Origin of the sequence: Nesterenkonia sp. DZ6 (genome assembly GCF_022565835.1) — a bacterium.
GTDB lineage: Bacteria > Actinomycetota > Actinomycetes > Actinomycetales > Micrococcaceae > Nesterenkonia.
In genome coordinates, this window is record NZ_JAJOYW010000001.1 from 1,058,044 (window position 1) to 1,075,829 (window position 17,786).

Here is a 17,786-nt window from a genome sequence, read left to right on the forward strand (position 1 = left end):
TATGCCAGGCACGCCGGTGCGGCGGAGTCAGTGGTGCGGCGGAATCAAGCGTGCGGCGTCAGCGTGACCGGTGGTCCAGCGCCATGGAGAGTCTGGTGCCGAAGGTCTGGATCAGCATCACCAGCACCACGATCACCGCGATGGTCACGTACATGATGTCGTACTCATACCGCTGGTAGCCGTAGCGGATGGCGAAGTCACCGACGCCGCCGCCGCCCACGACGCCCATGATCGTGGAGTAGGAGATCATCGAGATGGTGACCGTGGTCATCGAGAGCACGAGCCCGGAGCGTGCCTCCGGGTAGAGGAACCGGGTGACCAGCTGAAGCGTGTCGGCGCCGAGGGAGTCGGCGAGCTCCACGGTGTCGCGGGGGATGTCCACCAGGGTCTGCTCCACCCAGCGGGCGTAGAGCGCGACGGCGACGAAGGAGAGCGGGACCGCCGCGGCGGTGGTCCCGAAGGAGGTGCCCACCGCCCAGCGGGTGAACGGGATCAGCGCGACCACGAAGAGCAGGAACGGCACCGAGCGGACCACGTTGACGAAGCCGTTGAGCCCGGTGTAGACCCAGCCCCGCTCCTTGGGCCCGCCACGGCGGGCCAGATACATCCCGGTGCCCATGGGCAGCCCGACCAGCACCGCGGCGAGCAGCGACCAGCCCAGCATCGCGCCGGTCTCCACGATCGAGGTGATGATCTCGCCCCGGTATTCGCTCAGGCGTCGCGCCAGCTCGTTCACTCCTGCTCCCCCTGGAGGTATCGGCGGGCGCGCTCGGAATAGCTGTCGAACTTCTCGCGTGCCTGCAGGTGGGCGATCTCGGCGATGCCGGTCAGCCGGCCGGACTCCAGGATCGCGGCGCGGTCGCAGGCGCCGCGGATGACTTCGAGCTCATGGCTGACCAGCAGGATGGAGGTCCCCATCTCGGCGCGCACGCGCAGCAGGGTGGCCATGACCTCGTCGGTGTGCTGGCTGTCCAGCGAGGAGGTGGGCTCGTCGCAGAGCAGGATGTCGGGCTCGTTGACCAGCGCGCGCGCGATCGCCACCCGCTGCTTCTCTCCGCCGCTGAGCTGGGCGGGATGTTTCAGGGAGTGGGCTCCCATGTTCACGAAGTCGAGCATCTCGCGGGCCCGGTCCTCGGATCGGGAGACTTCGGAGCCGGATCTCGCTGATCCTGGTCCGCGCCTTCCGAGGCCGCCGCGGCGCCGGTGCAGGTTCAGCGGCAGCGCCACATTGGCCACGACGGTCTTGTTCGCGAGCAGGTTGAACTGCTGGAAGACCATGCCGATCCGGCGGCGCTGGGCGCGTCGCTCGCGTGGGCGCAGCGCGGCGAGGTTGACCCCGTTGACGGTGACGTCTCCCGAGCTGGGCATCTCCAGCGCGTTGACCATCCGCAGCAGGGTGGACTTGCCCGAGCCTGACTCGCCCACCACGCCGAAGATCTCGGACTCTCCGACGCTGAGGCTGACCTCGTGCAGCGCGTGGATCGTCTCGCCTCGGCGAACGGGTCGGGTGTAGCTCTTGGTGACCCGATCGAATTCGATCATCGGTGAAGCAGGATCAAGGGCTTGGATCAGCTCAGACCGTAGGCGATGAGTGAGCCGGCCCAGTCCTCGATCCCGGGCCAGTCGCGGAAGTCCGCGTTCTCGGGTGCCTTGACCACCTTGAGCTGAAGCTTCTCGAAGAAGCTGAGCTTCTCGGCGTCGATGGCGCCGCGGAAGTAGGTGGCCTCGCGGTGCGGGTAGCTGCGCAGCGTCTCGGCCAGCTCGGGCTTGAGGCTGGGTCCGCCGCCGGAGGCGAAGAGGAACAGCGGCTTGCCGCCCAGCTCGGTCCGGTGAGCGTCGAGGAACATCATCGCCGGGCCCCACAGCTTCTCCCGGTAGACGGGGATGCCCAGGACCACGTTGTCGGTCTCGAAGAGCCACCGGCCAGCCTCGGAGACATCCTTGACGTGGGCAGAGACGCCCCGGTTCTTCAGCGTGGAGGCGATGTGCTCGCCGATCTCCGCGGTGGACCCGTGCTTGCTCGCGACAACGACCATCGTGGTCATAGTTCATCCGCCCTCTCGCAGAAACTTATGTTCTTGGCTGAGCCTATCAACGCAGGTCGCGCTGCGGGAGCGCCGGGATCACCGAGATGCGCGATCACCGGACTCCGCGCAGGTCCAGGGTCAGCTCGCTCTGCGCGCCGACTTCAAGCGTGACCGGGATGCCCCAGTCCTGCTGGTAGAGGTGGCAGGCGGCGTGCATCGGGATCTCTTCTCCGGGTGCGCCGTCGCAGGCGGCGGCCCGGGCGGTGATGTGCAGGACTCCCTCGCTGACCTCTGGGTTCAGCTGCAGCGTCCGGCGCAGCCCCTCGGAGTTCCCGGCGCCGGTGAGCAGCAGGTTCTCCGGGGATGAAGAGACCTTCAGCTGGGTCGGATCGCCCCAGCGGTCATCGAGCTTCTGACCCGTGGGGGCCGTGAAGCCGATGGCGAGGGAGAACTCTCCCGGTGCCACCGCGGTGGACGGGCGCTGGCTCTGTGTGGCGCCCTCGTCCACGGTGAGGTATTCCTTGGGCACCGCGATGCGGACCAGCTCGTGCGCGTTGGTCTCCACCACGAGCAGGCTCGTGCCGTCGGCGTCGAGCAGCACGTCGGAGGGTTCCTTCAGCCCGCGCGCCACGGTCGAGACGCTGGCCGCCACGGTGGTGCCGTCGGCGGCGAGGTGCTCACCGCGGTAGCGGCGGATCGCACCGTTGTAGGTGTCAGCCATCAGCACCGAGCCGTCCGGAAGCGCGGTCACCCCCAGCGGGTGCTGCAGCCTGGCCTGCCCGGGTGCTCCGTCGCGGAACCCGAAGTCGAAGAGGCCCTCGCCGATGAGCGTCTCCACCACCGGGGACGGCGCTTCCGTGCCGCCTGCTCCGGCCGCCGTGGCGTCCTCGGCGCTGGCGGCACCGGTGCGGATCACGCGCAGCGCGGAGGTCTCGGAGTCAGCGATCCAGATGTCGCCTGCGGCGTCCTCGGTGAGTCCCGAGGTCTGCGCGAACCAGGCGGTCTCGGCGGAGCCGTCGAGGAGACCTTCGAGGCCGGTGCCGGCGAAGATCGACAGCTCCCCGGTGGCGGGGTCGAAGGTGAAGATCTGGTGGGTGCCGGCCATGGCGATGACCACCAGGTCCAGGGTGTTGGACCAGAGCACGTCCCAGGGGGAGGACAGCGAGACGTTCAGCGGATCGGTGCCCAGGCTGCCGGACTCCACCGCGCCGGCCCGGGCGCGCTCGGCGTCGAGGAGGCGCTGTACGCCGTTGCCGGCCACGGTGGTGACCTCTCCGGTCTCGGCGTTGATGCCGCGGAGCCGGTGGTTGACCGTGTCGGCGACCACGATGTCGTAGCCGACCTGCTGCGCCAGCTCGGCCGGGAGCACGGTCAGGCCCTGGGGCTCGTTGAACCGGGCGGCGGCGGGGTCGCCGTCGTGGTGGCCCTTCTGAAGGTCCTCTCCCCCGCCCCAGGAACGGACCACGGTAGCCAAGTCCGCGTCGAGCTCCACGATCCGGTGGTGGCCGGTGTCAGAGACCAGGAAGTGGCCCTGTGCGGCGTCGGATCCGCCGAGCTCGCGGCCGACCGGGACGGCTTTGCCGGGGAAGCGCAGCGTGCGCGAGACCGGCTCGGGTGGGACATAGGGGCCGTCGCCGCGGTGCAGCGTGCCCTTGGCCTCATGCTCGGTGACGAGCTCCTCGACCAGCGAGGTCAGTCCGGCCACGTGGCCCTCGCCGGCGAGGTTCGCGGCGATGTAGCCCTGCGGGTCGATGACCACCAGGGTCGGCCAGGCGCGGGCCGAGTAGGCCTGCCAGGTCACCAGGTTCGGGTCGTCCAGGACCGGGTGGGCGATCTCGTAGCGCTCGACGGCGGCGGCGAGCGCGTCGGGGTCAGCCTCGTGCTCGAACTTCGGGGAGTGCACGCCGACGGTGACCAGGACGTCGCTGAAGCGCTGCTCCAGCGGGCGCAGCTCGTCGAGCACATGCAGGCAGTTGATGCAGCAGAAGGTCCAGAAGTCCAGGATGACGATCTTCCCGCGCAGGTCCTCCAGTGAGACGTCCTTGCCCCCGGTGTTCAGCCAGCCTCGTCCGAGAAGCTCGGATGCGCGCACCCGCTCGGTGCGGCGAATCGTCTCAGTCTCAGTCATGCGGGGTCTCCCTTGAGTCGTGCCTGGCTATTCTGCGGTCTCCAGCGCGGCGGATGCTTCCGCGGCGATGGCCTCGGCGATGGAGGTGAACTCCGCCGAGCCTGCCGCCTCACCGCCGGTGAAGGAGACCATGATGATGTCATCGTCCACCTGCGTGAACAGGATCTGCGCGAAAGTTGTTCCTTCACCGCCGCTGCGCTCCCAGGAATAGGCCGCGGTGTTCTCCGCCTGCTCGGAGGAGACCCCGTCCTGGTCCTGCAGCGTCGGCTCCTCGATGCGCAGCTCGTAGTCGATCCCGTCCAGGGTGAACTCGGTGTCCCGGCAGGAGTCCAGCAGCGCCGCGACATTCTCCAGGTGCTCGGCGACACGCTCCTGGTCGGCCTCGCCGTCCAAGGTGGCCAGCTCGATGGAGCCGGCCCCGGAGAAGCTGTCTGCGAAGTAGTCGGCGCGCACGGTCTCCTCGCCGAGCAGCAGCGGTGAGAAGTCGACGGCGGCCAGCGGCTGCGCGCAGGCCTCGGGGCTCACCTGCGCCTCGGGGTCCTCCCCGGCCAGGGAGTTCTCCTCGAGCAGCTCGCGGTAGGAGCCGGCCACCTCGTCGGAGACGAACCCCATCTCGGTGAAGCCGAAGCTCGCCGCGCGTCCGGCGCCCTCCTGGGCGGCGGTGATCAGCCGGTCGGGGGCGCTCAGGCCTGCGGCACTCGCGCCGTCGCCCTGCGCCTCGCCGTCGCCGTCACCGTCACCGTCAGTCTCACCGTCGGCGGCAGCCTCATCCCCGTCGACCCCGGAGTGGTCGGCATCATCGGGGGCTTCGTCGGGAGCTGACCCGCAGGCGCTGAGCAGCAGCGCCGCGGCGAGGGCGGCTCCGAACACCGGAAGGGGCACTGGCTTCATCGTGGTCCGTCCCGTTCGGCCATCTCGGCGAACATGTCGTTGTAGTCGTTGAGCTCCGCGTTCTGGGTGCGGTCGGCCTCGCGGTCCAGTCGCCTGGTCTCGCGCTTGTCCTCCCGGGACCAGATGACCCCGGCCACGAAGGACATCAGGATCGCCGGGATCTCGCCCAGCGCCCACATCAGTTCACCGCCGCTGCGCTGATCCTCCAGCGCGGTGAACCCCCAGTCGTAGCCCATGTTGCCGAACCAGGAAGCCTGGATCAGCTGGTCCGAGCTGGTCATCGCCACCGCCAGAAAGGCGTGGAAGACCATGGTGGCCAGCAGGATGATCAGCCGCATCGGGTGCGCCGGCCGGGCGGGCAGCGGGTCCTGGCCGATCAGCACCAGCGCGAAGATGTACCCGGTGGCCAGGAAGTGGAAGATCATCAGCTCGTGGCCCACATGGTATTCCAGCACCAGTCCGAAGATCGGGGTGTAGTAGAAGATCAGCAGCGAGCCGGCGAAGTTCACCGCCGCGACGATCGGGTTGGTGATGATCCGCGAGAAGCGCGAGTGCACGATCCAGAGGATCCACTCCCGCGGGCCGCGGGTCCCGTCGGTGCGCACCGGCAGCGCGCGCAGCGCCAGGGTCACCGGAGAGCCCATCACCAGGAAGATCGGGGCGACCATGGTCAGCGTCATGTGCTGGATCATGTGTCCGGAGAACAGCACCATCCCGTAGACCGCCGGCCCGCCGGAGGTGACCCAGAGCAGCACCAGCAGCCCGAAGAGCCAGCTGGCCGTGCGCAGCACCGACCAGGAGTCCCCGCGCCGGCGCATCCGCACCATCGCCAGCACGTACCAGGCGGCGAGGAAGACGACGATGGCGACCCACAGCCAGTCCGGGCGCCAGAGGGTCAGCCAGAGGCTGCCGGTGGGCTCGGGGGGCAGGTCGTAGCCGGTGAGCAGCCGGGCCGGGGTGGCGTCGGGGGGAAGCTCCTCGGGCACCGGAGGGGCGGTGCGTCCCAGGATCGTGCTGACCCCGATCACCGCGGCCATGATTGCGACCTCCACGAGGATCAGCTGGAAGAGCAGCCCCGCGGGACGCGCACCGCTGCCCAGCCGCGGGATGATCCAGGACCGGTGCATCCACCCGATGACCGCCAGGGCCAGGGTGGCCAGCAGCTTGGCGGAGAGCATCAGCCCATAGCTGGTGGAGGTGAGCTGCCCCAGCGACTCGATGCGCAGGCTCGCGTTGATGATCCCGGAGGCCGCCACCGTGAGCAGCGCCAGCCCGGCCAGGGTCGAGTAGCGCCGCAGCAGCGTCTCGGTCATCCCAGGTGCCGGTTTCGCGCTGGCTGGAGCGGCGCTGGTCGACGTCGCGGCCGAGCGCTCGCGCGCCTCCGCGGCCTCCCGGCTCAGCGCGGGGCCCAGCAGTGCCAGGACCACCAGCCCGCCGAACCAGATGACGACGCCGAGCAGATGCAGTCCCAGCGAGTTGACCGCCGCGTAGTGGTCATCACCGGAGGCGGAGTGCCCGACCAGCGCCATCGGGAGGATCGCGGTGAGTCCGAGCACGGCGATGAAGAACAGTCCTGCCGGGGCGCGCACGGCGGTGACCAGGGTGGCGAAGACCGCGGCGATCAGCACCACTGCGGCCCAGGCCTGGCCGGTGGCGATGGACTGCACGTAGCCGAAGAATCCGGCGGCGAAGGAGTCCGAGGCGGAGAGCTCGAGCCCGGAGAGCGAGGAGAAGGTCAGCACCAGCACGGCCACCGCTGCCACGGTCCAGACCACCCCGGCCAGGCTGGCGATCTGCAGGGTCCGGGCGAACAGCGGATGCTCGGCGGCTGGGTCGTCGGTCGGCAGCTTCCTGCGTCGCCGCGGACCGGCCTGCGGCGGCACCGCCACGGCGGCAAGGATCACCGCGGCGATCGCGGTGGCCATGGCGAGGTGGTGGACGAACCGGGCGACCGGCAGTCCCCATCGGGTCAGCGCACCGGGGTCTGAGAGCTCGCTGGGGTCGTTGGTGCCGGTGAGCACGCCGGTGATGATCAGCGCCAGCAGCCCGGTGCAGAGCGCGGCGGCGGTCAGCGGCAGCGGTGCGGTCCAGAGCCGGGCCGGCGCCTGCCGGGCAGGCAAGGTCACAGAGCTGCTCACGCGTCGTCGTTCCTGGGCGGGTCCTGCCGGGGATCCCGCTGCGGGCCCTGCCGGGGGTTCTTCCGGGGGTCATCGCCGTCGACGTCCTCCTGGGACCGCTGCCGCCAGCGCGCGGACTCCTGCATCTTGCGTCGGGCCAGCACGATGACCAGGACCAGCACGAGCAGGCTGCCGATGCCGAAGACCAGCGGAGCCCAGTCGGGCAGGTCGGGGGCGGCAGGTGCTGCCGCGGTGAATGCGAGTGAGGCTGTCATGGCGGGGCTGCACCTTCCTTGGGTCTTTGGGGACTTCGGCGTCCAACGATTCTACGCCGTGTAGAAGAGTCGGTGTGGAAGAGCCTGCGCAGACGACGTCGGCCCCTCGCCCGTTTCTCGGGGCGAGGGGCCGACGTCGTCTGCTGGGCCGGGGCGACTCTGCTTCACAGAGTGCCGCGGCTCATCGGGCTCATTTGCCGGTGGCAGCAGCCTTCAGCTTGGAACCTGCGGAGAGCTTCACGGAGTAGCCCTCCGGGATCTGGATGGTCTCACCGGTCTGCGGGTTGCGTCCGGTGCGGGCGGCGCGCTTGGTGCGCTCCACTGCCAGCCAACCGGGAATGCTGACCTTCTCGCCCTTGGAAACCTGCTCGGTGAAGACCTCGAAGACCGAATCCAGAACGCCGTTGACGGCGGCCTGGGAGTTTCCGGACTTCTCTGCGACTGCTGCGACGAGCTCGCTGCGGTTCAGTGCCATGTGTTTGTCCTCCTGGACGTATTCGGTGGCAGTCCCCGGCATGACCTGCGCAATGCGCGCGATTGACGCGCTCTTCTGCGTCGCCGGACCGGTCATGCCGCGTGGGGCTTTCAGAACGGCAACTTACCACGCAGGCCCGGCCGAACCAGCATGGAACCGCGTGATCCTGGGCCAGAACGACGCATTTCCCGCTCCGCGAACACACCGCACGGCGGCCGGGGAGGGTGATATGAACAAAAAGCTCACGAACAAAAAGCCACCCGTGGGAGGACTGATGCTGTTCCTCCAGGGGGTGAGGAACAGGAGCCTCCGCACGGGTGGCGGTCTTTGTGGAGCTCGTTCGCCGAGGCGAGCGGGCTCTGGGTCCAATCTACAGCAGAATGTGTATTGGACAACCACCGAAGGGGCGGGCCGCCCGAAGGCGACCCACCCCTTCAGAGATGGTTCTGCTTCAGCCGCGGCTGATCACCAGGAAGACTTGGTGATACCGGGCAGCTCACCCTTGTGAGCCATATCGCGGAAGCGGATGCGCGAGATCCCGAACTTCTGGAAGGTGCCGCGGGGGCGACCATCGATGGAGTCGCGGTTGCGCACGCGGATCGGGGAAGCATCGCGGGGAAGCTTCTGCAGACCCACGCGAGCTGCTTCGCGGTCCTCGTCCGACGCGTTGGGATCAACGAGGGTCTTCTTCAGCTGCAGACGCTTCTCGGCGTAGCGCTCAACGATGACCTTGCGCTGTTCGTTCTTTGCGATCTTGGATTTCTTAGCCATGATCAGCGCTCCTCTCGGAAGTCGACATGCTTGCGAACGACCGGGTCGTACTTCTTGAGCACGATGCGGTCGGGGTTGTTGCGGCGGTTCTTACGGGTCACATAGGTGAACCCGGTGCCTGCCGTCGACTTCAGCTTGATGATGGGACGTACGTCCTTGTCCTTGGCCATTAGAGCTTCTCACCCTTCTCGATCAGCTCGGCGACGACAACGTCGATGCCGCGGACGTCGATGGTCTTGATGCCCTTGACGGACAAGGTCAGCGTCACATTGCGTCCCAATGAAGGAACCCAGTAGCGCTTCTTCTGGATGTTCGGGTCGAACCGGCGCTTGGTGCGCCGATGCGAGTGGGAGATCGAGTTGCCGAACTGCGGCCCCACTCCGGTCACCTGGCAACGTGCTGCCATGATCACTCCTCTTGCGTAAGTACGTGAATGTATACGGGCGGTCCCCGATTCTGGGTCCCGCCACCAGCTATGACACCGTTACTTGCGAGGACGGACCAGGCTGGGTGAGATCCAACCGAAGTGTCTTCTCATTCGTCCAGCGAGACGCTGAACGGACGGTGGTGCTTGATGTGGTGCTCTGGAATCCAGGCTTCACAACTGCCATGCTGCTTTCCGGCGCTGGTACCCATGACAGCCCCCGCTCCAAGAGGACACGCATGTGCACAGCGCAGCACGGCTTGCGACTGTCTATGTTAGCCCGGGCTCGGCCATTCGGCAAAGCGGGTGAGAATCGGGCTCGAGCGGCGGCGGTACAGTCATGGCGTGACTCAGAACGCCACCCGCACCCGCACAGCACTGCCGGTGGCGGCCATCATCGCCACGGTGCTCATGTGGGCCTCATCCTTCGTCCTCATCCGATGGTCGGCCGGGGAGCTCTCCCCCGGGCCGCTCGCGCTGCTGCGGCTGCTCGCCGGAGCGGTGACGCTGAGCGCGCTGCTGCTCTGGGTCCGCCGTGGGAGGCTGCACCGGCCCACCCGAGCTGCGCTCGGACTCACCGCGCTCTTCGGGGTCATCTGGTTCGCGCTCTACACCGTGGTGTTCAACCTCGCCGGGCACTACCTCGACGCCGGGACCATCGCGATGGTGGTCAATCTCGCCCCGCTGATGGTCGGGGTCGGCGCGGTGCTGTTCTTCAAGGAGTCCTTCTCCACCCGGCTCTTCATGGGGATGGTGGTCTCGCTCTGCGGCATCGGACTGATCACCGTGGCCGGATCCACCGGCCAGCTGGCCCTGATCGGGCTGGGCATCGCGCTGATCGCGGCGTTCCTCTACGCCGCCGGCATGCTGATCCAGAAGCTGGCACTGCGCCACACCGACCCGTTGACCGCCACCTGGTTGGCCTGCGCCGCGGGCACCATCGCGTTGCTGCCCTTCCTCGGCGCGACCTGGGAAGAGCTGCAGACCACCTCGACACCGGTGATCATCGGCGCCATCTACATGGGCATCGGACCCACCGCGCTGGGCTTCTGGTTCTGGGGCTACGCGATGAACCACTTCCCCACCGGCAAGGTCGCCGCCAGCACGCTGGCGGTGCCCGCCGTCGTCGTGGTGATGTCCTGGCTCACTCTCGGAGAGATCCCGCCGCTGCTGGGGATCATCGGCGGCGCGGTGACGCTGACCGGTGTGGCTATCGCACAGCTCCGTCGACCCGGGCGACCGGCGCGGCCTGTCGGGCCGGCGCCACCGTCGCACTGAACTTCTCACCGCTGGCCAGCTCATAGGCCCGGGCCGCGCGCAGCACCGAGCGGTCCCGCGTCCTGGCGGCGACGATCTGCAGCCCCACCGGCAGCCCGGCGCTGGTCAGCCCGCAGGGCACCGAGATGGCGGGCTGCTGGGTCATGTTGAACGGGATGGTGTACGGGGTCCAGCTGGTCCACAGGTCCGAGGGCCAACCGACGGGAGCCTGCCAGTTCGCGTCGAAGGCAGGGATCGGCATGGTGGGAGTGACCAGCAGATCGTATTTCTGGTGGAACGCCCCCATGCGCACCCCCAGGTTCATGCGCACCCCGGTGGCGCTGAGATAGTCCAGCGCCGAGGCATCGGCGTACTTCTCGATGCCCGCGCGCAGGCCTGGATCCACATGCTCCAGCGCGCCGGGGCCATAGGCCTCGAGCACCTTCGCCGCACCGGTGAACCAGAGCACGTGGAACGCCTCCATCAGATCCTCCAGATCGGGGTCCACCTGCTCCACCTGGGCGCCCAGCGAGACCAGCACCTGGACCGCCTCATCGACCCGCGCCTCGACCTCGGGATCATTGCTCCCGAGGCCAAGGGTGGGCGAGTAGCCGATCCGCACTCCGGCGAGCGAGCCCCCGTCGACCTCGAGCTCGGCGAGCTCTGCCGAGAAGGGGCGCGTCTGTGAGGGCAGCGCGGACCAGTCGCGGGCGTCGAAGCCGGCGATCACATCGAGCAGCAGCGCGGTGTCGGTGACGGTGCGCGCCATCGGCCCGGCATGGGCGAGGGTCCCGAAGGGGCTTGCGGGGTACATCGGCACGGTGCCGTAGGTGGCCTTGATCGCCACGGTGCCGGTGAAGGCGGCCGGGATCCTGACCGAGCCGCCACCGTCGGTGCCCACCGCCCAGGGGCCCATCCCGGCCCCGACCGCCGCGGCCGCGCCGCCGGAGGATCCGCCCGCGGTCAGCGCGGGGTTCCAGGGGTTGGTGGTGGCGCCGAACCGCAGCGAGTCGGTGGTGCCCTTCCAGGCGAACTCCGGCGTCGCGGTCTTGCCCAGCAGCACCGCCCCGGTCTCGCGCAGCCGTGCCACGCAGGGTGCGTCGAAATCCCAGGGGCCGGCCTCATCGATCAGCCTGCTGCCGCGCAGGGTCGGCCAGCCCACGGTCGGGAAGATGTCCTTGATCGAGGTGGGCACCCCGTCTCCGGGGCCCAGCGTCTCACCGGAGCTCCAGCGCCGTGCCGAGCCCCGGGCGGACTCGAGGGCGGACTCCCGGTCCACCAGCACGAAGGCGTTCAGCGCCCCGTTGTGCGCCTCGATCCGCTCCAGGGCGGCCTCTGTGGCGTCCACCGGGGTGAAGTCGCCGGTGCGGTAGCCCGCGAGAAGTTCGACGGCGGTCAGGTCAGCAAGGTGCGTCATGCGCCCCTCCTCAAGCTCTGGAGTCCGAGGACTCGTCTGGTGCAGCAGGTCGGGTGGGTGAAGCGTCGGCTGGGTCAGATTCAGTTCAATGTCGCGGGACGTATCCCTTGGCGGTGTCCACGATGTTCTTCAGCTCCGCCCCGTCGAGCCAGCGCTGCGCGTTGTCCACGAACTGCTCCGCGAGCGCCCTGCGCCAGCCGATCACGTCTCCGGACATGTGGGCGGAGATCGTCACCGACTCCATCGTCCAGAGCGGCGAGTCCACCGGCAGCGGCTCCTGAGCGAAGACGTCGAGGGTGGCGTGGGCGAGGCGGCCCGCTTCCAGCGCCTCGACCAGCGCGGGCTCGTCCACGGATTCTCCGCGACCGATGTTGATCAGGTGCGCACCGCTGCGCATGGCCGCCAGGGACTGGGCGCCGATCAGCCCGGTGGTCTGCGCGGTGAGCGGGGCGGCGTTGATGATGTGATCGAAGCCGCCGATGTGCTGGGGCAGCTGCGCGCTGTCGACCACCGTGCCGAAGTCTGGGTCCTGCTCGCGGGCAGTGCGTCCGGCTCCGGTGACCGTGATCCCGACCGCGCGCAGCAGCCGCGCCGTCTCCCGGCCGATCGCCCCGGTGCCGATGACCAGCGCGGAGGTTCCCTGCACCTGCAGCGTCTCGCGGTGCACCCACTGGCGCTGCTGCTGGTGGCGCAGGCTTGCCGCGAAGTCCTTGGCATGGGCGAAGATGGCTGCCAGCACGTATTCCGCGATCGGCCGGTCGAAGATTCCCTGCGCGTTGGTCACCGTGACCTCGGAGCTGCGCAGCTCCTCGAACATCAGCGCGTCCACTCCGGCCGCGGCGACATGGATCCATCTCAGCGCGTCCGCCTGCGGCCAGGCCTGTCGCACCGCCGGGGAGAAGAAGTCCCAGAGGAAGAGCGCCTGCGCGCCCTCGAGTGCGGCGCCGAGCCCGGCGGCGTCGGTGTACCTGACCTCGGCCAGGCGATCGATCGGCTCCAGCCCTGCGGGTCGCTGGAGCTCGGCTGAATTCTGAGCTGAATCTTGTGATGCGTCCTGTGATTCGTCCTCCGGTGCCGCCTCTGCAGTGGGACACAGCACCGTGATGATCGGTCTCGCTGGGGTCATGTTCACCTGCTCATTCCTGGCCCGTCGTATCGGCCCTGCTCGGCCCATGTCTGGTCTGCCGACCTTTCATCTTCAGTGCGGCTATGCTATGAATACCTGTGAAGATTGTCAACAATCCGGAGATATCATGAGTTCCGCGTCAGGCTTTCAGCCCGTCCCCCGTGAGTCCACCTCCTCGCTGATCACCCGCCAGCTGCGCGAGGGAATCATGAGAGGCGCCCTGCCCGCAGGCACCCAGCTCTCCGAGGTGGCCCTGGCGGCCGAGTTCGGCGTCAGTCGGGGCCCGCTGCGCGAGGCCATGCAGCGCCTGGTCCAGGAAGGCCTGGTCCGCAGCGAGCTCAATCGCGGACTCTTCGTCAAGGAGCTGGACGAGGCCGAGATCCGTGATCTCTACCTGACCCGCACCGCGATCGAGACCGCCGCGGCCCGCGCGGTGGCCCACAGCGAGGCGGTGATACCGGGCACCGAGCGCCTGCGCGCCCGAGCTGCCGCGATGGCCGCCGCCGCAGCAGCCGGGGACCTTGAGGCGCTCGCGGACGCAGACTTCGCCTTTCACGAGGAGCTGGTGAGTCTGGCCGGAAGCCCCCGGCTGCACCGGGTCCACGAGACCCTGATGGTGGAGACCAGGATGTGCATGACGGCGCTTCAGGGGACCTACTTCGATCCCGAGGACCAGGTCGCGGAGCATTCACGCATCGTCGAGGCCATCGCCTCCGGCGACGATGCCGCGCTGGTGCGGGAGATCGAGGAACACATGCAGGAAGCCCTGGACCGCCTGGTCAGAGCCTCTCGGTGAACTCCTCACGCACCCCATGGTCCTGCGCGGCCGACGGGGATAAGGTCGAAGAATGGAATTCAGATATCTCGGACATTCAGGCCTGAAAATCTCAGAGATCACCTACGGCAACTGGTTGACCCACGGCTCACAGGTCGAGAACGATGTCGCGACCGAGTGCGTCCACGCAGCGCTCGACGCCGGGATCACGACCTTCGACACCGCGGACGTCTATGCCAACACCGTGGCCGAACAGGTCCTCGGCGACGCACTGGCCGGGCAGCGCCGTGAGTCCCTGGAGATCTTCACCAAGGTCTATTTCCCGACCGGCCCCAAGGGGCACAATGACACCGGACTCTCCCGCAAACACATCATGGAGTCGATCAACGGTTCGCTGACCCGACTCGGCACCGAATACGTCGACCTCTACCAGGCGCACCGCTATGACTACGAGACTCCGCTCGAGGAGACCATGCAGGCCTTCGCCGACGTGGTCCGCTCCGGCAAGGCGCTCTACATCGGGGTCTCCGAGTGGACCGCGGATCAGCTGCGTGCGGGACACGCGCTGGCCAAGGACCTCGGCGTGCAGCTGATCAGCAACCAGCCGCAGTACAACATGCTCTGGCGGGTCATCGAGCCCGAGGTGGTGCCGGCGTCGGAGGATCTCGGCATCTCCCAGATCGTCTGGTCACCCATCGCCCAGGGCGTGCTCACCGGAAAGTATCTGCCGGGCCGGGCCGCTCCGGAGGGTTCCCGCGCCTCGGACAAGGAGGCAGGAAAGTTCATCGAGCGGTACATGGACCAGGAGATCCTCACCGCGGTGCAGAACCTGAAGCCGATCGCCGCGGACCACGGCCTGGATCTCGCGCAGCTCGCCGTGGCGTGGGTGCTGCAGAACCCGAACGTCGCCTCCGCGCTGGTCGGCGCGTCCCGTCCGGAGCAGATCTCCGGGAACGTCGCCGCCGCCGGAGTCACCCTTGACGACGCCGCGATGCACGCCATCGACGCGGTGCTCGGGGATCTGGCCGAGCAGGATCCCAGCCTGACGAAGTCCCCGGAGACGCGCATCAGCTGACCCCAGAGACCCCTCGTCTCCCCCCGGCTCGATGCGGAGCGCGCCCGGTGATGCAGCGCATCGGGCGCGCTCCGCAGTCGTCTCGGAATCCGGTCACCTTTACCGTTTCGTTATGAAAATGGTGGCCCGGAACGTACACTGGCCGCTGGACTGAAGACATGGACAGCCGCCTGAACATGGGCGCAGCTGACCACCGGCGCGGGGAGCAGGACTGGATGAAGCGAGGAGCACGGCGGGCGGTCCCGCTCAGCGGCGCAGCCCTGGTGAGCATCGCCCTGCTCGTGGGCGCAGCCCCCACCGCAGCCGTCGCGTCCCCCGATGCCCCGTCGACTTCCGCCGCTCCCACCACGGGCACCGGTGACACGGTTGACCAGCAGGTCGATGGAGACGCTTCGGAGTCGAACGATGACGTCGCGGACCCGGGTCCTGCACCTTCGCCGGAGCCCGCCCCGGAGCCGCTCGATCCCAGCGAGGATCCCGGCGAGGATCCCCTCGAGTCCCCGGCGGACCCCACCCTGCCGGCAGATCCCATGGACACGCCGGAGCCAGAGCCGGTCGATCCTGGACCGACTGACCCCGCGCCCACCGATCCTGAGCCCACCGCTCCTGGACCCACCGATCCTGGACCTACCGAGCCCGAGTCCACAGACCCCGAGCTCCCCCAGCCCGAGCCCACCGACGAGGAGTCCCCACCGGTCTTCTCGACCGATCCGGAGGAGGAGATCTCGGCGCCCGCGGAGGGCGAGCACTACCTTCGCTGCGGCTCCGCCTTCACCGCCCCGGGACAGACCGAGACCCTGCGCCTGCAGATGAGCAGCGGACTGACCGACCTCACCGTCGGCTCGAGCCTGACCGGCGCCACCATCTGGATCGACGGCGGGGTCGTCTACTATCAGGCCCCTTCACCGCTGCCGCCTGGTTCTGCACAGGATGATTTCGCGGTTCGTGGAATCTCCCCGAGCGGGGAGCGGGTCGCAGACCGATGCAACATCGGTCTGCAGTCCACATCGGAGGGTGCCGACGACGCGGTGCAGCCGACCCCACCCCAGGAGCCCGACGCGGGCGAGGACATCCCGGCGCCTGTCACACCGGAGACTCCCGAGGCGGCCGAGACCCCGAGCGCCGCGAGCACCCCCGCAGAAGCCTCCGAGACCTTCAGCGGCCCACCGATTCCTGGAATGCCCGGCTATTCGCTGCCCGGGCGGGATGCCTCCGGCACCAGCCCCTCCGCGTCGGCCGCACAGCCGACCGAAGCCTCGGAGCAGGCCGCGCCTTCGGAGCTGGCCGAGGACTCGGAGCTGGCGGCGACCGGACTGAACACCCTCCAGGCCTTCAACGCGGTCGTCTTGGCGCTGGTGGCGATCCTCGCTGGCGCCGCCGCGATGGTCGTGGCCGCTCGCCGGTCCGACTCCCCCGGCTGAGCCGCCTCACCAGGTGTTGGGAGCCGTCTTCCGGGCGGCCGGCAGCGCCGAATCGCGCCGCCAGGTCTGGAGCTCCTCACTGACAGAGAGGTCCTCCGGCACCTCGTGGCCGAGGTCGCGGATCGCGCCGAGGATCTCGACGTTGGGCACGGGGCCCGCGCTGGAGAGCAGTCGGCCGGCGACGTGGGCCCGAACGTAGATCTCACCGTCGACCACGGCTCGCTGCTCGAAGTAGAAGCACTTCTCATCGAAGCCGATCATGCGGGTGTGAATCTCGAACCGAGTCATGAACGTCACAGAGCGTCGGAAGGTGATCTGCTCGGACTGGACCACCGGTGACCATCCGCGCTTACGCATCTGTGCCCAGAGTCCGGAGCGTGCCATGAGGTCGAACCGACCGAGATCGAAGAGTGAGAAGTACTGGCCGTTGTTGATGTGGCGGGCGATGTCGACGTCGGTGGGCAGCGCGCGCATCGTGACCACCGAGGATTCCCAGGGAGTCATGGTGGGTCGACGGCGGGCCTGGAGCAGCACCAGCAGGGTGCGGAATATCACATGCATGGGCACAGTGTGCCACAAGCTACCAGTCAGTAATAAGTTGACCTGGGGCTCGACCCTCAGGGCGAGCCCGCCGAGGATGCCGACGACGGGCTGGAGGGTCCATGATCCGCCGGGCGCAGCACGTATCCGGCCCCTCTGACGGTGTGGATCATCCGGGGCATGTCGGCCTCGATCTTCTTGCGCACATAAGAGATGTAGAGCTCCACGATGTTGGCCTGTCCGGCGAACTCGTACTCCCATACCTGCTGCAGGATCTCGGCCTTGGGCAGGACCGTCCTGGCATGGCGCATCAGCAGGCGCAGCAGACGAAACTCCGTGTCGGAGAGGTCTATGTCTCGGCCGCCTCGGCGCACCGTGCGTGCCGCGGTGTCCAGCTCGAGATCACCGACCAGCAGACGTTCACCCTCGGTCCGCTCCGGGAGCCGCGCCGTGATGAGGTGGAGCCGGCGCAGCGCCTCCTGAACGGAGATTGAACCCGCCATGTGGTCATCCTGCGGGTGCACGGTCTCGAGCAGCCGTTCCAGCTCGACGTCCGCGTCGAACCAGTGCAGCACCGCAGACGGCTCGGTGCTCGCGCGCAGACCCTCCATGACCCGCTCCAGGTCACCCACTCGCCGGCTGGAGCGCGCGTCCACCACGAAGAGCTCCGGGGCGTCCACCTGCAGCGCCTGCCGGGCGGTCTCCGCGCTGGAGGCAAGCAGCACCTTCACATCGATCCCACGCAGCCGCTGACTCAGCTCCGAGGCCGCCGGGGAGGGTCCGCCGAGGATGAGCACCGGCGAGGAGATCATCAGCGCGGGCCCGAGCACCGGGTGCACGGAGGCCATCGGGAACTCATGCAGTGGCCCGGCACTGTTTCCTCCCGCCATCGCACCTCCCCGGTCTGTCTGCTGAACTGCCTGATCAGGACGTGGCAGATATCCCGGAACTCTACAGACTGTCAAGCTCTGATCCTAGGGCGAAGCCCCAGAGTCAACAACAGATCGGCCCCTCAGTCCTTCAGAACGAGCTGAGGTTTCATGAAAGACTGGCCGCGGTGACTGACA

At 68.3% G+C, this 17,786-nt stretch carries 19 protein-coding genes; 4 read left to right on the plus strand and 15 right to left on the minus strand.

Translation table 11 applies throughout. The features are described 5' to 3' along the window. Positions 1–58: 58 nt before the first annotated feature. The 11 genes from LTH93_RS04730 to rpmB all read right to left on the minus strand — a co-directional run bounded on the left by LTH93_RS04730 (position 59) and on the right by rpmB (position 9,090). Positions 59–736 carry a methionine ABC transporter permease gene (locus LTH93_RS04730; protein WP_241470229.1) on the minus strand — a complete coding sequence of 226 codons (678 nt, stop codon included), beginning with the start codon at positions 734–736 and terminating at the stop codon, positions 59–61. Then, a complete protein-coding gene (locus LTH93_RS04735) occupies positions 733–1,542 on the minus strand; it encodes a methionine ABC transporter ATP-binding protein (protein ID WP_241470230.1) in 810 nt (269 codons plus the stop codon). Before LTH93_RS04735 ends, LTH93_RS04730 begins: the two co-directional genes overlap by 4 nt. Before the next feature lie 26 nt (positions 1,543–1,568). Next, positions 1,569–2,045 carry a flavodoxin domain-containing protein gene (locus LTH93_RS04740; RefSeq protein ID WP_241470231.1) on the minus strand — a complete coding sequence of 159 codons (477 nt, stop codon included), beginning with the start codon at positions 2,043–2,045 and terminating at the stop codon, positions 1,569–1,571. A 94-nt stretch (positions 2,046–2,139) separates the two neighbouring features. After that, on the minus strand, positions 2,140–4,155 hold the full coding sequence (locus LTH93_RS04745) for an NHL domain-containing thioredoxin family protein (protein ID WP_241463728.1): 2,016 nt from the start codon (positions 4,153–4,155) through the stop codon (positions 2,140–2,142). Positions 4,156–4,182: 27 nt separating this feature from the next. Beyond that, the gene (locus LTH93_RS04750; RefSeq protein WP_241470232.1) at positions 4,183–5,046 is read right to left on the minus strand and encodes a hypothetical protein; all 864 of its coding nucleotides are present in this window, start codon (positions 5,044–5,046) and stop codon (positions 4,183–4,185) included. After that, positions 5,043–7,184: a cytochrome c oxidase assembly protein gene (locus tag LTH93_RS04755; protein WP_241470233.1), complete on the minus strand. Its 2,142-nt coding sequence runs from the start codon at positions 7,182–7,184 to the stop codon at positions 5,043–5,045. Before LTH93_RS04755 ends, LTH93_RS04750 begins: the two co-directional genes overlap by 4 nt. Then, positions 7,181–7,438 (minus strand): hypothetical protein, encoded by a 258-nt coding sequence (locus LTH93_RS04760; RefSeq protein ID WP_241463725.1) that lies wholly within the window; start codon positions 7,436–7,438, stop codon positions 7,181–7,183. The genes LTH93_RS04755 and LTH93_RS04760 overlap by 4 nt, the downstream gene beginning before the upstream one ends. Before the next feature lie 190 nt (positions 7,439–7,628). Next, positions 7,629–7,913 (minus strand): HU family DNA-binding protein, encoded by a 285-nt coding sequence (locus tag LTH93_RS04765; protein ID WP_241463724.1) that lies wholly within the window; start codon positions 7,911–7,913, stop codon positions 7,629–7,631. 465 nt (positions 7,914–8,378) lie between these two features. Next, positions 8,379–8,684, minus strand: coding sequence for a 30S ribosomal protein S14 (gene rpsN, locus LTH93_RS04770; RefSeq protein ID WP_036474463.1), 306 nt, complete (start codon positions 8,682–8,684; stop codon positions 8,379–8,381). A gap of 2 nt (positions 8,685–8,686) precedes the next feature. Further along, positions 8,687–8,854, minus strand: a complete 168-nt coding sequence (gene rpmG, locus LTH93_RS04775) for a 50S ribosomal protein L33 (protein WP_022872124.1) — start codon at positions 8,852–8,854, stop codon at positions 8,687–8,689. Next, positions 8,854–9,090 (minus strand): 50S ribosomal protein L28, encoded by a 237-nt coding sequence (gene rpmB, locus LTH93_RS04780; protein WP_036474464.1) that lies wholly within the window; start codon positions 9,088–9,090, stop codon positions 8,854–8,856. Before rpmB ends, rpmG begins: the two co-directional genes overlap by 1 nt. Positions 9,091–9,453: 363 nt before the next feature. Between rpmB and LTH93_RS04785 the strand changes: the two genes are divergently transcribed. Further along, a complete protein-coding gene (locus LTH93_RS04785; protein WP_241470234.1) occupies positions 9,454–10,386 on the plus strand; it encodes a DMT family transporter in 933 nt (310 codons plus the stop codon). On the opposite strand, the gene LTH93_RS04790 is transcribed toward LTH93_RS04785, so the two are convergent. Beyond that, positions 10,319–11,782, minus strand: coding sequence for an amidase (locus LTH93_RS04790; RefSeq protein ID WP_241470235.1), 1,464 nt, complete (start codon positions 11,780–11,782; stop codon positions 10,319–10,321). The genes LTH93_RS04785 and LTH93_RS04790 overlap by 68 nt on opposite strands. An 85-nt stretch (positions 11,783–11,867) precedes the next feature. Beyond that, the gene (locus LTH93_RS04795; RefSeq protein WP_241470236.1) at positions 11,868–12,908 is read right to left on the minus strand and encodes a D-2-hydroxyacid dehydrogenase; all 1,041 of its coding nucleotides are present in this window, start codon (positions 12,906–12,908) and stop codon (positions 11,868–11,870) included. Positions 12,909–13,035: 127 nt separating this feature from the next. Here LTH93_RS04795 and LTH93_RS04800 point away from each other — a divergent pair, with 127 nt between their 5' ends. From LTH93_RS04800 to LTH93_RS04810, 3 genes are all read left to right on the plus strand, one after another. Further along, the gene (locus LTH93_RS04800) at positions 13,036–13,704 is read left to right on the plus strand and encodes a GntR family transcriptional regulator (protein WP_241470237.1); all 669 of its coding nucleotides are present in this window, start codon (positions 13,036–13,038) and stop codon (positions 13,702–13,704) included. 52 nt (positions 13,705–13,756) lie between these two features. Beyond that, complete coding sequence (locus LTH93_RS04805; protein WP_241463719.1) at positions 13,757–14,758, plus strand: aldo/keto reductase family protein; 1,002 nt, start codon at positions 13,757–13,759, stop codon at positions 14,756–14,758. Positions 14,759–14,916: 158 nt separating this feature from the next. Further along, on the plus strand, positions 14,917–16,179 hold the full coding sequence (locus LTH93_RS04810; RefSeq protein ID WP_241470238.1) for a hypothetical protein: 1,263 nt from the start codon (positions 14,917–14,919) through the stop codon (positions 16,177–16,179). 6 nt (positions 16,180–16,185) lie between these two features. On the opposite strand, the gene LTH93_RS04815 is transcribed toward LTH93_RS04810, so the two are convergent. Together LTH93_RS04815 and LTH93_RS04820 are read right to left on the minus strand one after the other, a co-directional pair. Further along, a complete protein-coding gene (locus LTH93_RS04815; RefSeq protein ID WP_241463718.1) occupies positions 16,186–16,740 on the minus strand; it encodes an acyl-CoA thioesterase in 555 nt (184 codons plus the stop codon). 56 nt (positions 16,741–16,796) lie between these two features. Next, positions 16,797–17,567 carry a winged helix-turn-helix transcriptional regulator gene (locus LTH93_RS04820; protein WP_241463717.1) on the minus strand — a complete coding sequence of 257 codons (771 nt, stop codon included), beginning with the start codon at positions 17,565–17,567 and terminating at the stop codon, positions 16,797–16,799. Positions 17,568–17,786 lie beyond the last annotated feature (219 nt).

Coding starts and splice junctions, on each gene's coding strand:
- LTH93_RS04820 (WP_241463717.1), bottom strand. CDS start 17,567: ATGGCCTCCGTGCACCCGGTGCTCGGGCCCGCGCTGATGATCTCCTCG.
- LTH93_RS04795 (WP_241470236.1), bottom strand. CDS start 12,908: ATGACCCCAGCGAGACCGATCATCACGGTGCTGTGTCCCACTGCAGAG.
- LTH93_RS04800 (WP_241470237.1), top strand. CDS start 13,036: ATGAGTTCCGCGTCAGGCTTTCAGCCCGTCCCCCGTGAGTCCACCTCC.
- LTH93_RS04740 (WP_241470231.1), bottom strand. CDS start 2,045: ATGACCACGATGGTCGTTGTCGCGAGCAAGCACGGGTCCACCGCGGAG.
- LTH93_RS04765 (WP_241463724.1), bottom strand. CDS start 7,913: ATGGCACTGAACCGCAGCGAGCTCGTCGCAGCAGTCGCAGAGAAGTCC.
- LTH93_RS04805 (WP_241463719.1), top strand. CDS start 13,757: ATGGAATTCAGATATCTCGGACATTCAGGCCTGAAAATCTCAGAGATC.
- LTH93_RS04810 (WP_241470238.1), top strand. CDS start 14,917: ATGGACAGCCGCCTGAACATGGGCGCAGCTGACCACCGGCGCGGGGAG.
- LTH93_RS04745 (WP_241463728.1), bottom strand. CDS start 4,155: ATGACTGAGACTGAGACGATTCGCCGCACCGAGCGGGTGCGCGCATCC.
- LTH93_RS04735 (WP_241470230.1), bottom strand. CDS start 1,542: ATGATCGAATTCGATCGGGTCACCAAGAGCTACACCCGACCCGTTCGC.
- rpmB (WP_036474464.1), bottom strand. CDS start 9,090: ATGGCAGCACGTTGCCAGGTGACCGGAGTGGGGCCGCAGTTCGGCAAC.
- rpsN (WP_036474463.1), bottom strand. CDS start 8,684: ATGGCTAAGAAATCCAAGATCGCAAAGAACGAACAGCGCAAGGTCATC.
- rpmG (WP_022872124.1), bottom strand. CDS start 8,854: ATGGCCAAGGACAAGGACGTACGTCCCATCATCAAGCTGAAGTCGACG.
- LTH93_RS04750 (WP_241470232.1), bottom strand. CDS start 5,046: ATGAAGCCAGTGCCCCTTCCGGTGTTCGGAGCCGCCCTCGCCGCGGCG.
- LTH93_RS04760 (WP_241463725.1), bottom strand. CDS start 7,438: ATGACAGCCTCACTCGCATTCACCGCGGCAGCACCTGCCGCCCCCGAC.
- LTH93_RS04815 (WP_241463718.1), bottom strand. CDS start 16,740: ATGCATGTGATATTCCGCACCCTGCTGGTGCTGCTCCAGGCCCGCCGT.
- LTH93_RS04790 (WP_241470235.1), bottom strand. CDS start 11,782: ATGACGCACCTTGCTGACCTGACCGCCGTCGAACTTCTCGCGGGCTAC.